The 15,683-nt window shown below is 37.9% G+C and carries 15 protein-coding genes; 12 read left to right on the plus strand and 3 right to left on the minus strand.

Features of this window, described 5'->3' with window-relative positions:
- The first annotated feature begins 52 nt into the window (after window positions 1-52).
- A complete protein-coding gene (gene recO, locus ACB089_RS07690) occupies window positions 53-847 on the plus strand; it encodes a DNA repair protein RecO (RefSeq protein WP_368635936.1) in 795 nt (264 codons plus the stop codon).
- A 23-nt stretch (window positions 848-870) separates the two neighbouring features.
- Here the strand turns inward: recO and ACB089_RS07695 are convergent, their stop codons facing one another.
- Both ACB089_RS07695 and ACB089_RS07700 read right to left on the minus strand, forming a co-directional pair.
- Window positions 871-2,283 (minus strand): S-layer homology domain-containing protein, encoded by a 1,413-nt coding sequence (locus tag ACB089_RS07695; protein ID WP_374965910.1) that lies wholly within the window; start codon window positions 2,281-2,283, stop codon window positions 871-873.
- 544 nt (window positions 2,284-2,827) lie between these two features.
- A complete protein-coding gene (locus ACB089_RS07700) occupies window positions 2,828-4,213 on the minus strand; it encodes a glycine--tRNA ligase (RefSeq protein WP_374965911.1) in 1,386 nt (461 codons plus the stop codon).
- A gap of 464 nt (window positions 4,214-4,677) precedes the next feature.
- Here ACB089_RS07700 and ACB089_RS07705 point away from each other — a divergent pair, with 464 nt between their 5' ends.
- From ACB089_RS07705 to ACB089_RS07755, 11 genes are all read left to right on the plus strand, one after another.
- Complete coding sequence (locus ACB089_RS07705) at window positions 4,678-5,310, plus strand: helix-turn-helix transcriptional regulator (protein ID WP_368635939.1); 633 nt, start codon at window positions 4,678-4,680, stop codon at window positions 5,308-5,310.
- A gap of 19 nt (window positions 5,311-5,329) precedes the next feature.
- The gene (locus tag ACB089_RS07710; protein WP_368635940.1) at window positions 5,330-6,142 is read left to right on the plus strand and encodes a pyruvate, water dikinase regulatory protein; all 813 of its coding nucleotides are present in this window, start codon (window positions 5,330-5,332) and stop codon (window positions 6,140-6,142) included.
- Between the two features lie 219 nt (window positions 6,143-6,361).
- Window positions 6,362-8,182: a DNA primase gene (gene dnaG / locus ACB089_RS07715; RefSeq protein WP_374965912.1), complete on the plus strand. Its 1,821-nt coding sequence runs from the start codon at window positions 6,362-6,364 to the stop codon at window positions 8,180-8,182.
- Between the two features lie 32 nt (window positions 8,183-8,214).
- On the plus strand, window positions 8,215-9,342 hold the full coding sequence (gene rpoD / locus ACB089_RS07720) for an RNA polymerase sigma factor RpoD (protein WP_068983600.1): 1,128 nt from the start codon (window positions 8,215-8,217) through the stop codon (window positions 9,340-9,342).
- A 452-nt stretch (window positions 9,343-9,794) separates the two neighbouring features.
- The gene (locus ACB089_RS07725; RefSeq protein WP_374965913.1) at window positions 9,795-10,358 is read left to right on the plus strand and encodes a hypothetical protein; all 564 of its coding nucleotides are present in this window, start codon (window positions 9,795-9,797) and stop codon (window positions 10,356-10,358) included.
- Window positions 10,359-10,838: 480 nt separating this feature from the next.
- Complete coding sequence (locus ACB089_RS07730) at window positions 10,839-11,189, plus strand: c-type cytochrome (RefSeq protein WP_374965914.1); 351 nt, start codon at window positions 10,839-10,841, stop codon at window positions 11,187-11,189.
- A gap of 176 nt (window positions 11,190-11,365) precedes the next feature.
- Entirely contained in the window at window positions 11,366-12,058 is a 693-nt protein-coding gene (locus ACB089_RS07735; RefSeq protein WP_368635944.1) for a tRNA (adenine(22)-N(1))-methyltransferase TrmK, read from the plus strand.
- 1 nt (window position 12,059) lies between these two features.
- A complete protein-coding gene (locus ACB089_RS07740) occupies window positions 12,060-13,181 on the plus strand; it encodes a Nif3-like dinuclear metal center hexameric protein (RefSeq protein ID WP_374965915.1) in 1,122 nt (373 codons plus the stop codon).
- Window positions 13,182-13,196: 15 nt separating this feature from the next.
- Window positions 13,197-13,421, plus strand: coding sequence for a hypothetical protein (locus ACB089_RS07745; protein WP_368635946.1), 225 nt, complete (start codon window positions 13,197-13,199; stop codon window positions 13,419-13,421).
- Between the two features lie 118 nt (window positions 13,422-13,539).
- Window positions 13,540-13,788: a DUF2164 domain-containing protein gene (locus ACB089_RS07750; RefSeq protein ID WP_374965916.1), complete on the plus strand. Its 249-nt coding sequence runs from the start codon at window positions 13,540-13,542 to the stop codon at window positions 13,786-13,788.
- A gap of 320 nt (window positions 13,789-14,108) precedes the next feature.
- The gene (locus tag ACB089_RS07755) at window positions 14,109-14,642 is read left to right on the plus strand and encodes an NADPH-dependent FMN reductase (RefSeq protein ID WP_374965917.1); all 534 of its coding nucleotides are present in this window, start codon (window positions 14,109-14,111) and stop codon (window positions 14,640-14,642) included.
- 434 nt (window positions 14,643-15,076) lie between these two features.
- Here the strand turns inward: ACB089_RS07755 and ACB089_RS07760 are convergent, their stop codons facing one another.
- A complete protein-coding gene (locus tag ACB089_RS07760; protein ID WP_374965918.1) occupies window positions 15,077-15,613 on the minus strand; it encodes a hypothetical protein in 537 nt (178 codons plus the stop codon).
- Window positions 15,614-15,683: the final 70 nt, after the last annotated feature.

The following is a 15,683-nucleotide window of genomic DNA, read 5'->3' on the forward strand; positions in this document are numbered from 1 at the left end:
TCTTTTGGAGAGCTCTATTTTCATGCGAAGCTTGTAGAAAGGAGGAGGGCTATTGCTTTATAAATGGGAAGGGATTGTTCTAAAGGTACGTGCCTATGGAGAATCAAATAAAATTGTCACATTACTAACAAGAGAAGCAGGGAAGGTTGCTACGATGGCTCGAGGTGCCAAGAAGCCTTCTAGTAGATTAGCATCTGTGACACAGCCATTCACGTATGGCATGTTTATGGTGCAGCATCATACGGGTATGGGGACAATGCAACAAGGTGAGCATCTTAATTCAATGCGCCATATTCGTGAGGATATAATGGCAACGGCATATGCAAGTTATATAATGGAACTTGTCGAGCGTGTAGTAGAAGAAGGAAAAGCAGAGCCATTTGCATTCGATGTGCTCCTACAAGCATTACAAGCAATTGAGGAAGGCTATGACCCAGAGGCTATTACATTATTCGTAGAATGGAAAATGCTACCCTATACAGGTGTGCAGCCTATCTTACATACGTGTGCTGCTTGTGGTTCAGTCGATGGTGAATTTGCATTCTCCTTTGCACAGGGAGGCTTTTTATGTCATCGCTGCTATCATCATGATCCTTATATCATTCGATTAACACCGACCCAGCTTAAGCTTATTCGAATGTTTTATACTGTACCGATTGACCAGATTGGGAAATTAGAATTAAAAAAAGAAACAAAGTATTTTATAAAAAAAATAATTTCAACAATTTATGAAGAGCAAACAGGAATTCGTTTTAAGACTAAAAAATTTATCGAGCAGCTTGAGAGAACGCCCGAATTAAACCTAAGAACAAGTGCCGATCAAGAAAAAACGCCAGAAGACCAATAATATTGATCTTCTGGCATTTTACTTTAAATTTCTTCTTGATCATCCATGAATTCGTAATAAGTAGCCCATTTATTAGCGATTTTTAGAAATTCAATATATAAATAAGCAGTTTCACCATTTTTACCTGTAATATGTAAAATAGAAGTGCCTTCTGCTAGTGGTGTAACATTTACTTTGTTTTCCTTTATCGAAGCTTTCACAGTCGCTGGCTCATAATTTAACTTTTCTAAAGCAACACTTGTTGGCTCGAACGATAGATCATCACTAGAAAACGCTAACTCATCTGTAATCTGATACATGTCAATACTGCGCACGAAATCATACGTATCGACATCTGCAGCCATCATTTGTTGTTGTGTACCATTGGAGAATGTCAGCATATATTGCCCGTTTTTATAGATAGAAAGTGTAGCTGTATTATTAGTTGATTTAAAACTAAATAATTCAGGAGATAGGGCTTGACCATCTGCTGTTTGAATACTAACCTCTGTAGGGATAAATTTCAAATCAGTTTCCAATAAGTTGAGCGGTAAGTCTTCTACGTGATCCGCTTCATTCACTTCTTGAAGTGTTGTTTGCAGCTTTCCATCTACATTTTTCACATGAACTACATAAAAGATATCCATAAATTCTTCAGTTTCTTCGTTAAAGCCCGAAATCACTAATTTTCCTGTGCCTTCTTTTAGCGGTTTAAAGGTGATAGATTCCGTCATATCTTCTTCTTCGTCCCATGTAAAAATATCTTCAGCTGTGTTAATACCGCCATATGAAGCAAAGATATAGTCCTGATTGAATTGACTAGCGTAAACAGTAACATTGCCTTGAACATTTTCTGCGCGTACAACGAAAGACGCTAATTGCGAGCGCTTTACATTGCTTTGAGGTCCAAAGGTAGTAGGGGTTGTACCTTTTGTTATGCTGTTGGCAAATAGTGTTTTTATATATGGTTCGTATTCACTGCCCGCTTTGACATCGTTGAAAGGAATGTCAATATCGTTTGTAATCGTTAAATTAAAGCCTTTCACAATCATTTTTGACATTTGTCCACGAGTAATATTTTTTGTTGGGTTGAAATAGCCATTTGAGCCACTAATAATGCCTGCATTTGCTAAGGCTGCGATTGCACCATAATTCTCATCGCCAGGTTTTACATCCTTAAAATTAGGATTTTTCACATGAACCGTATCGAGCTTTAAAATACCAGCCAAAATTTTTGCCGCTTGTGTGCGAGTAATTGGGTTCGCGGGTTTAAATGTGCCATCTGGGTAGCCTGAAATAATGCCACGTTCGGCTAAGTTAATAATTGCCTTGCCTTCTTCTGTTGACGCATTTACATCGGGGAATACCGATGCAGCATGTGCCGAGGGTGTAATGACAATAGCACTTGTTGCTAATGCCGAGGCCATTGCGATTTGATAAAAACGATTAGTCTTCAAATTATTTCCTCCAAAGTAATCAAAATATTTTATAGTGTTGCCTTTTGCTAGAATCCTCCCACAATTTCAATCTTCAGGATGATGACTCTTCACCAAAATATGTACTTGCCTGCACTTTTTATTGCAGGAGGGCGCTCTCTGCGGGTATGGTCTAAGCATCCTTGTCATGCATAATTCACGCGCCTATAGTGTCTCAAAAACAGGAGTACTCGTCTCCCTCTGCTTCATATGTACAAGCTTTTAGTATTGATCCCGGGAGATTGAATCTTAATAGATTGGGATTGTAGTGAATTGTTGTTATTTAAAGATTAACTATAATACTTTATTTATATCAAAATGATGAAGGGGATAATAGAGGGAATTATATCCTGAAAAACTATTGAATACATGTATAAATTTGTCTATCACCGTAACGTGGAGTTGATCTCTGTTTCGACTGGGCACATCCGATGAGTCGCTTGGAGCAAAAGTGTTGAAAGCTGAGCGTCATGCAGATAAAAAGGAGTCGCTGATTATGCGACTCCCTCTTTATATACGTCTTAAATTAGAATTGAAGGTGTTTTTCAATGTATGCTTTAACATCTGTAATTGGCATACGAACTTGAGACATTGAATCGCGATGACGCACTGTTACTTGACCATCTTCTTGTGAGTCGAAGTCGTAAGTAATACAGAATGGTGTACCGATCTCATCTTGTCGACGATAACGTTTACCGATTGATTGTGACTCGTCAAAGTCAACTGGGAATGCTTTGCGAAGCTCTGCCCAAACATTAGTAGCCTCATCTGAAAGCTTTTTAGATAGTGGTAAGACTGCAGCTTTAAATGGTGCTAGAGCAGGGTGGAAGCGTAAAACTGTACGCTTATCATCGCCTTCAAGCTCTTCTTCATCATAAGCATCGCATAGGAATGCTAATGTTACACGGTCTGCACCTAAAGAAGGCTCGATACAATATGGAACATAGCGTTCGTTTGTAACTGGGTCGATGTAAGTAAAATCTTCACCAGAATGCTCCATATGTTGTTTTAGATCGTAATCTGTACGATCCGCTACGCCCCAAAGTTCGCCCCAGCCGAATGGGAATTTAAATTCGATATCAGTTGTAGCATTTGAGTAGTGAGATAATTCATCTTCTTCATGATCGCGAAGACGCATAGACTCTTCTTTCATGCCTAAGTTTAACAACCAGTTTTTACAAAATTCTCTCCAGTATGCGTGCCATTCAAGATCTTCACCTGGCTTGCAGAAAAACTCAAGCTCCATTTGTTCGAATTCACGTGTGCGGAATGTGAAGTTACCTGGTGTAATTTCGTTACGGAATGATTTACCAATTTGTGCAATACCAAATGGTGTACGTTTACGCATAGAACGTTGAACGTTTTTAAAGTTTACGAAGATACCTTGTGCTGTTTCTGGGCGTAAATAAATTTCGTTAGTAGAAGATTCTGTTACACCTTGGAATGTCTTGAACATTAAATTGAATTGACGGATATCTGTGAAATCAGCCTTACCGCAATCTGGGCACACTACGTCATACTTAACCATCGTTTCTTTCATTTGGTCAAATGTCATACCATCGACAATAATTTCATCGCCTTTAGCTAGTGCAGCGTCTTCGATGATTTTATCAGCACGATGGCGCGCTTTACATGCCTTACAATCAATCATGGGGTCATTAAAGTTACCAACGTGACCAGAAGCCACCCAAGCTTTTGGATTCATTAAAATTGCAGCGTCTAGTCCAACGTTGTGCTCTGATTCTTGAACAAATTTTTGCCACCATGCTTTTTTAACATTGTTTTTTAATTCAACACCTAGTGGACCGTAATCCCATGTGTTTGCTAAGCCTCCGTAGATTTCAGAACCAGGGAAGACAAAGCCGCGATGCTTCGCTAATGATACGATTGTTTCCATTGATTTGTTAGCCATAAAAAATAGCCTCCTTCATAGTTTTCACAGAGTGAACAGTAATTTTGTTTTAGCGAATTTATAAAACTGATCGACAAATTCGCCAAAGATATTTTTCAATTTAGTAAGAACTAAATTAAAAATAGCACCCGTCTCCGGGCACATTAAATGCCCAGGGACGAGTGCTATAACCCGCGGTTCCACCCTGATTGTTTTAAACGTGATGTTTAAAACCTCTTTTCAAAAAGTTAGCTCAAGGAGTGCCTTTTCTCTGTTACTATGTAGACTTTCACCATCTTCTACTCGCTTTAAAATGGAACAGATACTCTTTTCCTATCATCGCCTGTATAACGCAAATCGCTCGAAAATACATTTAGAGCAAGCGTATGTGTCAATATTGTAGCATGTAGTTCTTTTCTTCGCAATAATTATTAAAATAGTATATAATAATTGAGCATAAGTATAACACTATTAGATTTGAGGCGGTGAGTCCAATCGAACTCAATAAACGTCAGGAAGACATTTTACAAATTGTGAAAGAAAACGGCCCAATCACAGGCGAACATATTGCAGAACGTCTCAGTCTGACAAGAGCGACTTTAAGACCAGATTTAGCTATACTCACAATGGCGGGCTTTTTAGATGCTAGACCTCGTGTTGGCTATTTCTATTCAGGTAAAAAAACATCCGTTACATTGACGGATAGTATTAACAATTTAAAGGTGAAAGATTTTCATTCGGGACCGGTTGTAGTACCAGAAACAATGACTGTATATGATGCGATTTGCTTCATGTTTTCTGAGGATGTTGGAACACTCTTTGTCGTGGATAAGAATGAGTTTTTGACAGGAGTACTTTCTCGCAAGGATTTACTACGTACAAGTATTGGTACTCAGGATTTAAATAAAATCCCTGTACATATCATTATGACACGCATGCCAAATATTTCGTATTGTGAGAGATCAGATTCTTTAGTTGTCGCAGCGAATAAACTAATTGAACGAGAAGTTGATTCGTTACCAGTTGTAGAGACGCAGGAAGGCGGATTGACAATCGTCGGTCGTCTTACAAAAACGACGATTACACGAGCTTTCTTATCGCTTGTACAGAATGTCTAAATATTTGAAGGAGAACAGCATGAAAAGACTACGTGTTTTTGTTATATCTGATTCAGTCGGTGAAACTGGTGATCAAGTAGCGAAAGCAGTTATTAGCCAGTTTCGACCTGGTTTGGAAAACACGGTGATTCGGCGTTTTCCTCATATTCAGTCAGAGGAGCTCATCCGAAAAATTGTTTGCCTTGCAGCGAAACAGCAGGCATTTATTGTGTACACGCTTGTTCGACAGGAGATGCGATCGTTATTACATGAACTGTGTGAACAAGAAAAAGTATATGCAATCGATATTTTAGGACCTGCTTTAAAAACAATGGCAACATTTATGGAAGAGATCCCATTAGAAGCACCAGGAATCGTCCATAAGCTAGATGATGATTACTTTAAAAAAATTGAGGCTATTGAATTTGCAGTAAAATATGATGATGGAAGAGATCCACGTGGTCTATTGCAGGCTGATATTGTACTTGTTGGTGTTTCACGTACCTCTAAAACACCATTATCACAGTACTTAGCACATAAACGCTATAAGGTGGCGAATGTCCCTTTAGTACCAGAAGTGGAGCCACCTGAAGAACTATTTAAGATTGATCCAAAAAAATGTTTTGGTTTAATTATTTCTCCTGATAAATTAAACTCAATTAGAAAAGAAAGATTAATGACTCTTGGATTGAATGATGATGCTATCTACGCGCAACATAAGCGTATATTAGAAGAAATTCAGCATTTTGAAAAAATTGTCGGTAAAATTGGTTGTAAAGTTATTGATGTGACAAATAAGGCTGTAGAAGAAACAGCAAATGTCATTATTGAGCATATCTCGACCTGTAAATAAGAAACGAATTTCGATAAACCACCTCGGTTGTAAGAGGCGGTTTTTTTGAGTAGGTTTTGAAAATAGTATAGATAAAAACTAATTTTTGTTTTATAATAATAAAATTGTGGTAAAAATATTTCTAAAGAGAAAAATCCTATTTTTTTGTCGAGAAATAAAGGATTTTTAAATCGGATAGCGAATTGTGTTTTTAGAACGTAATTTAAAGATGGTGATGATTTGGCAGGGAAAATTCCAGAAGAAGTGATTGAACAGATTCGTACACAATCGGATATTGTTGATGTGATAAGCGAATATATGCAGCTTACAAAGCGTGGACGCAATTGGTTTGGTCTCTGTCCATTTCATGGAGAACAAACGCCATCTTTTTCTGTGTCAACGGACAAACAAATTTTTCATTGCTTTGGTTGTGGTGCAGGTGGAAACGCTATTACTTTTGTCATGGATATAGAAGGTGTTTCTTTTCCTGACGCAGTTGTGAAACTTGGTGAACGTGTTGGCATAGAATTAGATGTTGGGCCTAGTTTACCTGAAGTAACGAAAAAGGTATCTAAAGCAGAAGAAAGGATGAAAGAAGCACACGCTTTTGCAGCAGATTTTTTTCATCATTTACTGTTAAATACGGAAGATGGTGAAGAACCTTTAAATTATTTGCTAGAAAGAGGATTTACAAGGGAACTTATAGAATCTAATAGCATTGGATGGTCTCTTCCAAGCTTCGATGCATTAACAATATTGCTTGAAAGAAAAGGTTATAACTTACAAGAAATTGCAGAAAGTGGTTTAATCATCAAGCGCGAAGGGGAAGAACGCTATTTTGACCGTTTTAGAGGGCGTATTATGTTTCCTATTCGTGATGAGAACGGTAAGATTATTGCATTCTCAGGACGAATCCTTTCATCAACTGGTGAAGAGGCAAAATATTTAAATAGTCCAGAATCACCAATATTTCAAAAGAGTGAAGTGCTATATAACCTAGATAAAGCACGAACCTCAATTAGAAAAAATCGTCAAGTAGTATTGATGGAAGGTTTTATGGATGTTTTAGCAGCAACTTCTGTTGGTGTAACGAATGCCGTAGCAACAATGGGTACTTCGCTTACGAATCAGCATATCACGAAGCTAAAGCGCTTAGTAGAGCAGATTACGATTTGCTACGACGGTGATAATGCTGGTTTTGATGCGGCAAAAAGAGCGGCACAATTACTTCAAACAGAACGTATGAAAGTCAATATTGCGGTGTTACCAGACAAGCTAGATCCTGATGAATACATTCGTAGTTTAGGTGGACAAGCATTTAAAGAACAAATTTTGGAAAACCCTCATGCGTATATTGCTTTTATGATGATGCATGCTAGACGAAATAAGAACTTTCAGTTTGAAAATGATACGCTTCAATATATTCAAGAGGTTCTTGAACAACTGGTAGGTAGATCGTCACCGGTTGAACGAGATTTGTATATAAGACAGCTATCGAATGAAACCAATATCTCGGAAGAAGCGATTTATGCTCAATTCCGAAAGCTAGAGGCAAATCAGGTGCGTTCTGCAAAAGTAGAAATGCCTGTTCAGACGCCTTCGATGCCGGTCACTCAACAACATAAGCCTATGGACGCAGCTGAACGTGCCGAACGTTTATTACTGGCTCATATGCTTCATAATATAGATGTAGTGGACAGGGTATTACGTAGTGAGCAAAAAGAGCCGTTTGTACGAGATGCCTATATGGCAGTTTTTGTTCGCTTAGTAGGATTTTATGAGGAATATGGTCATCCTGATTATCAGCGTTTTGTTGAGGTATTAGATGACTCGGAATTACGAAAGATTGTTATGGAAGCGGCTTTAGCAGAGCGGGATCCCGACCAAGCAGAGGCGGAGGTCACAGACTCAACACGACAGCTGCAAAAATATAGAATTGAGCAAGAAATTCAACAAAAGATGCATGAGTCAAAGGAAGCGGAGAAGATGCATGAGTATGCGCGTGCACTTGAAATCGCCCAACAGATTATTCATTTAAGAAAATCGTTATCGGCGATTTAACCCGATTCGGTTGTTTAGAAGGAGGAAGGTTTATGGCGGACAAGTCAGAACGTTCAAAAGAGGTAGAAGTTGAAATTACATTAGATGAAGCAAAAAAAATACTACAAGAAAAAGCAAAAACAGAAGGTGAAATTTCGATGAAAGAAATTTCAGAGAAATTAGCGCCTTATGAATTGGAGAATGAAGAGATTTTCCACTTTGCTGAGGATCTTGAAAAGAATAAAGACATTCAAATCATCGGAAAAGAAGAATTTGAAGAAGAGAGCTTAATGAAAGAAGAAGCAAGCGAAGAGACGTTCGATTTAAATGATTTGAGTGTACCACCAGGTGTAAAAATAAATGACCCTGTACGCATGTATTTAAAAGAAATTGGTCGAGTTGATTTACTTTCTGCCAACCAAGAAATCGCATTAGCGGAACGTATTGAGCAAGGTGATGAGGAAGCACGTAAACGTCTAGCAGAAGCAAATTTACGTCTTGTTGTATCGATTGCGAAGCGATATGTTGGTCGTGGGATGCTATTCCTTGATTTAATTCAAGAGGGGAATATGGGGCTTATCAAGGCTGTTGAGAAGTTTGACTACCGTAAAGGCTTTAAATTTTCCACTTATGCAACATGGTGGATTCGCCAAGCAATTACACGTGCAATTGCGGACCAAGCACGTACAATTCGTATTCCAGTGCATATGGTAGAGACCATTAATAAATTAATTCGTGTACAGCGCCAATTATTACAGGACTTAGGCCGTGAGCCATCTCCAGAAGAAATTGGAGAAGAAATGGATTTAACACCAGAAAAAGTACGTGAAATTTTAAAAATTGCACAAGAACCAGTATCTCTTGAAACACCAATTGGAGAAGAAGATGATTCACATTTAGGAGACTTTATCGAGGATTCTGAAGCTCAATCTCCATCTGACCATGCAGCATATGAATTGTTAAAAGAGCAATTAGAAGACGTGTTAGATACATTAACTGACCGTGAAGAAAATGTCCTTCGCCTACGTTTTGGTTTAGATGATGGTCGCACACGTACATTAGAAGAAGTAGGGAAAGTATTTGGTGTAACACGTGAACGTATCCGCCAAATTGAAGCAAAGGCGCTTAGAAAACTACGCCACCCTTCTCGCAGCAAACGTTTAAAAGATTTCTTAGAATAGAATAAATCAAGTTGGGCTATCTGGATTAGTAATGACTAATCAGGTAGCCCTTTTTAGGCTTTTCTAATAGCCGCCTGAACATGAAAGAGGAAAAGTGAATACCCGCGAGTCCGGGGGAAATATCCGCGATTGTGGAGAGAATATCCGCGGAAGAAGAGCAGATATCCGCGATAGTGGGGAGAATACCCGCGGAAGAGAAGTGAATACCCGCGCCGGGGAGGGAATACCCGCGAAAGATGGGCAAATATCCGCGCCCCGAGAGAATACCCCGGAAGAGAAATGACTAATTACTTACATCAACTTTAATAAATATAGTTTCGAAAATACTTATATAGAGTAATTAGAATGAGACAATTTTGCTATTTTTGCTACTTTATACAGATGTGTTTTTGAAGATTTTGAGATAAAATTGTAATAACAACCATTATCAAGCAATGTTTGGAGTAACTACTATGACAAATCCTCGAAAAAAAATAATCTTAAATGAGATATTGTTTTGGAAGCAGAATAAGCTATTACCAGAGCACTACTGTGATTTTTTAGCGACTCTTTACGCAGAAGGAGCTGATCTTGAAGAGTTGAACCCAGTGCATCATAAGCAAGCTATATTACCTTCTGAAAAGAGAAAGTTGGTATTTTTAATTGTAGGTATATGTATCGCTATGATTGCTCTTCTGTTTATGTATTTTACAATAACCTCTTTAATGTTAATTTTAACGGTAATCGTTGGAATAGCCGCACTAACATTATTTTTTACAGCGTTTCGAGTGGCACGGAGAAATGATTTATTAGCGCCTATTTTTCATTTAATAGCTGCGGTTTTATTGTTCAGTATGACTATTCGAATTTACACTACATATTTTAATGGAGATAATATTGCATTGTTTTGCTTGATTGCAGCAAATTGTGGGGTTTGGCTTTGGTCAGGTATAAAAATGAAGTTATTTTATTTCACGGTCTCAGGTGTTCTAGGATTACTAGCACTGATTGGCTACTATCTCATAAACTTATCTTAAGAACTCACTTTGTCTATCAGGAATCTGTTTGCTTTCAAATAGCTTACAGATTCTTTTTTTGTATCAACAAAATTTATTTTTCGGCAAAAGTAGTATGTTTTTTTGGGGGGAAACATTGACAGAATAAGCTTTTGAAAATACAGATTTAAGATATTAGGATAACTTATTTAGCTAATTAATTGTTTGCAAATAGGGTTATAAGAAATTTTTGATTTTCAGGGTATACGAAAGCGCAAAGAATGGAAAGATAACTGCGTGTGAAAAGCTAGTTTCAAATTGCTAAAAGGTAATAGATAGTCCAAATATTGGAGAAAACAAGACATATTTTATCCAATAGATACAGAAATGTCGAAATTGTTACAAACAAAGGAAAACTTAGCGAATAGGGCTTTTCGTTTCATGGTTAATGAAGTACAATATTAGGTGTTGACTGATTCTATATTATAATAGAAGTAGATTTACAATGAGGAGGGAAAACATATGAAAAACAATCCAGTCGTTCCTTACATCTTAATTCTGGCATTTGGTATTGGTCTTATTTTCTTCATGTCTTTAACAGGTGCAGAGAACAAAAAAGAAATTGCTGCTGAAAAAGAAGGCGGTGGCGAAAAGACAGAAGCTACTGATGACGGTTCAGCTTTAGTACAATCTTGTATTGGCTGTCACGCTGCTGACTTAACTGGTGCTGTAGGGCCAAACTTACATGAAGTAGATGAGGCACGTATCGTAGACGTTTTAACGAACGGTATCGAAGGTACACCAATGACACCTGGAATGAAAAATGAAGCGGAAGCAAAAGCAATCGCTGAATACATTTCAACTCTAAAATAATTTGACAAGGTAGCTGTACTGAAAGCGTTTAAGCGTGATTGGTACAGCTACATTTATTTTCTTCATTTAGCTAATGGAAAATGGAGTTGCTCAAAATTTGAGGCAACTCCATTTGTTTTTTTTCACGACATCATACATACTAATAATGGACTCTATATAAGGTAGGCGGTAAAAAAATGAACGCACAAAAATTATCAAAGCGATTAGAAACAGTAGCAAAATTTGTTCCCTCAGGTGCAGTTGTAGCTGATATTGGCAGTGACCATGCATATTTACCATGCTACTTAATTCATAAAGGCATTGCTTCTTATGCGATAGCAGGGGAAGTTGTGAAAGGACCTTTTGAATCAGCAGTTGGACAAGTGAAAAAAGAAGGTTTAACAGAAAAAATTACGGTACGACTTGCAAGTGGTTTAGCGGCAGTAGAAGCAGATGATCACGTAGATACGGTTACGATTGCGGGGATGGGTGGACCTCTTATTGTATCAATTTTAGAAAAGCATCCAGAAAAACTGCAAGGGGTAACACGACTTGTTTTACAACCGAATATTCATGCTAAAGTGATTCGTGAGTGGGCTTTAGCACATAATTGGGCTATTCTCGACGAAGAGATATTAGAGGAAGATGAAAAAATTTACGAAATTCTTGTATTACAAAGAGGTCCAATGGCGTTAACGGAATCAGAAATTTTATTTGGACCAAAATTAATGCAGCGAAAATCACCAGCATTTATTGAAAAATGGTTACGTGAAAAAGAAAATTGGCAACGTGTGTTAAAGTCCATTGAAGTTGCAGATCAAACACCTGAAATTGAAGAAAAACGTGCTGAGTTAGGAGCACTACTCGATTTAGTGGAAGGGGTTTTGTGAGATGAAAACAGTAAACGGTCAGGAAATTATCCAATTATTCGAATCATGGTCACCTAAAAAGCTTGCCTGTATGGAAAATGATCCAATTGGACTGGCTATTGGCACATTAAACAAGCCTGTAAGTAAAGTATTAGTCACATTAGATGTTAATGAAGCGGTAGCAGCAGAGGCAATACAGCAAGGCTGCGAGCTAATAATCGCACATCATCCACCAATCTTCAGACGTTTAGCTAATATTCGTACTGATAATCCAGCTGGACGTTTATATGAAAAGCTTATAAAAAATGATATTGCCGTTTATGCAGCACATACAAATTTAGATGTGGCTGAAGGTGGTGTCAACGATTTACTGGCAGATGCTCTACAGCTTGAAAAACGTTCTATTCTAGAAGAAACATATGCGGAAAATATGTTGAAGTTGGCTGTTTTTATACCAACTGCAGATGCCAATGATTTACGTGAGGCATTAGCAAAGGCGGGAGCAGGTCGTATCGGCGATTATGAAGCGTGTAGCTATACTACATTGGGGGAAGGACGTTTCCGTGCACTAGCAGGTGCAAATCCACATGTAGGTTCTATTGGTGAGTTACATGTTGAAGAAGAAGTGAAGGTAGAAGTAGTATTTCCGGAGTCTATTCGAAACCGTATATTAAAGGCAATGTTACATGCACATCCATATGAAGAACCTGCCTATGATATCATTCGTCTAGATCAGCAAACAAATGTAATGGGCTTAGGACGTGTTGGTTTCTTACCACAAGAAATGACTCTTCATGAATTTACTCAATTTGTAAAGCAGCAGCTAGATGTACCGGCTGTCCGAGTTGTTGGCGATTTACAGTCGAAGGTGAAAAAAATTGCGCTTGTCGGTGGCGACGGCAATAAATATATCTATTCTGCAAAGCGTGCAGGAGCAGATGTATTTTTAACAGGAGATATGTATTTCCATACTGCACAGGACGCACAAGCAATTGGTTTACAAATCGTGGATCCGGGTCATCATGTTGAAAAAGTGATGATTGCAGGTGTAGCTAAAAAGATGGCAAAAATGTGTGAGGATAAAAAATATACGGTTGAATTTGTACAATCTACTATTCATACAGAACCGTTTTTATTCGTGTAAGAGAGGGGAATAGATGTGGCGAGTGAAAGACCTGCTGGCAATAATGCCGGTAAGTTATGGCTTATAATTGGTTTAATGATTGCTGTGTTTGGGCTAGGTATGACATTTATGACAAATAAGATAAATGCCAATAAAATTGACGCCATGACAGAGCAGTGTGAAGAAGATGGCGGAGAAGCCATTGTCTCAAAGGAAAAGAAGTTTTTATCAACAAGCTATTCATTTAAATGTAACCAGTAATAATAAAAAGACTGAATTATAGTATTTAAATATAATTCAGTCTTTTTGTGTATGCATAGATTAATTTCAGAGTGTTATGATAGGTGAGTATACTTTGGTATGAAAGGGGAGTTTTGGTTTGTTTATTCGTTTTACAAAAGAACAACAGGAAACGATCATAGCTGATATTCAACGATTTTTTTATAATAATCGAGATGAGGATATTACAGAATTTGAAGCAGAGCGTGTATTGGACTTTATCAAGGAAAATGTAGCTCCACATATTTATAATGTAGCTATTTCGGATGCAAAGTATGTTGTAGAAAGACAATATGCATCGATTGAAGATGAGCTTGCAGCATTAGAAAGACCAATTAAGATAAAATAATTTAACTTCTTTCGCAGAAGTCTTCCACCTCAATAGGTGATGAGATGAATGCGAATTTAGTTAAAGCCTCTGGCCGATTCCGGACACAATTATACCGAGGCATAATTGATTCGGAATCAAACAATTGGCAATTTTCGTAAATATATGATATTTTTATTTTGAATTGAAGATAATTTGATTCAAAGTAAAAAGTGGCTAAATTAACCACCTGTGAATTGAATAAAGGGATGGATTCCTGTACAACATGGCTAGGAGAACCGTTTTTAAATTCAAATGAATGATTCGGTCACAATTTGAGGGATGAATGAAGGAGGAGTAGTATGTTGAAAATTGGGATTATTTTAGGTAGTACACGTGAAGGTCGTGTAAGTCCACAAGTTGGAGAATGGGTACAGGGAGTAGCTGAAAAACGCGGTGATGCAGCATATGAAATAATTGATATCGCTGATTTTAAATTACCATTTCTAGGGGAGCCAGGAGGAGATACTTCAGGAGTAGCTGCTTGGTCAGAAAAAGTCGCTGCCTGTGATGGTTTTGTATTTATCGCTGCAGAATATAATCATTCCATTACGGGTGCATTAAAAAATGCGTTAGATTATTTACGTAACGAATGGAATAATAAAGCAGCAGGTATTGTTTCTTACGGTTCTGTTGGTGGGGCGAGAGCAGCTGAACATTTACGCGGTATTCTAGGTGAATTATTAGTAGCAGATGTTCGCGTACATCCAGCTTTATCCTTATTCACAGACTTTGAAAACGGTACGATTAAACCAAAGGATGTACAAATAGATTCAGTAAATCAAATGTTAGATCAACTTATTCCTTGGACAACAGCATTAAAAACAATTCGATAATATCCTTAAGCAGTATGTACAGTAACAAGTGCATATTGCTTTTTTTATGTGGAAACACATAGAAATTGAACATCCCCCTCCTTCATTTTTAAAAGGAAAACGTTTAGAATCCTTAGGTTTTTTACGTGCCCTGCCTCCGCTTTCAACGCTTAGAAAAATTTTTGAAACTTTTTAGCAGGAAATTGGAGGCATAAGTCCGCTTCGCCGCTAAAACTGCTTATTCCGCCGCAAAAGCCGACCGCTTCGCCGCTAAAACTACTTATTCCGCCGCAAAAGCCGTCCGCTTCGCCGCTAAAACTGCTTATTCCGCCGCTAAAGCCGACCACTTCGCCGCTAAAACTGCTTATTCCGCCGCAAAAGCCGACCACTTCGCCGCTAAAACTGCTTATTCCGCCGCAAAAGCCGTCCGCTTCGCCGAAATGGTGGTGAACCTACTAATTACTCATTGAAAATAGTGCCTGATACAAAGTTGCTAGCAATGCAACAAAAAGTGTATCATCTGAGTTAAAAAGCTTAAAAGCTACACCAGTACGCACGAGTTCAGTTTCGATATTACTAGCACTTGCTATTTTTTCATCATTGCAATATAAATAGGCGGTAGATGTAAAATCTTTTTCGAAGCGAAACGCGAGTCCATCCATTGTAAAAGAGTAGGAGGATTCAAGTAATTGAACCGTCTTTCGTTGTATTGGTAAAATGGATCCATCTGGCATAATAAGCTGATGGCTGACACCCTTTGTTAATAGTGTAGATTGCACCTGAAAAAGTGGTGCACCTAAAGTAGAATGTGTTTCATAGCGATGTGGTAATGATTGCTGTGCAGCAACTAGCATAACAGCGTTCAATACTTTTCCAACGGATGAACGCTCAACTTTTTGCAGCACACAAACTGTCTCATTTTGTTCATTCACAATAGGAATATTTGAAAAGCTTTCGAATGCTTTTGGGTAGGTAAGAGTAAATGTAGTCATATATAAACCTCCAATTTACTTACTATACGGGTAAGTGGTACATGAGGTTTCATATTGAAAGGGAAAATAA

The organism is Lysinibacillus sp. RS10, from assembly GCF_041956855.1.
In the GTDB taxonomy this organism is placed as follows: domain Bacteria; phylum Bacillota; class Bacilli; order Bacillales_A; family Planococcaceae; genus Lysinibacillus; species Lysinibacillus xylanilyticus_A.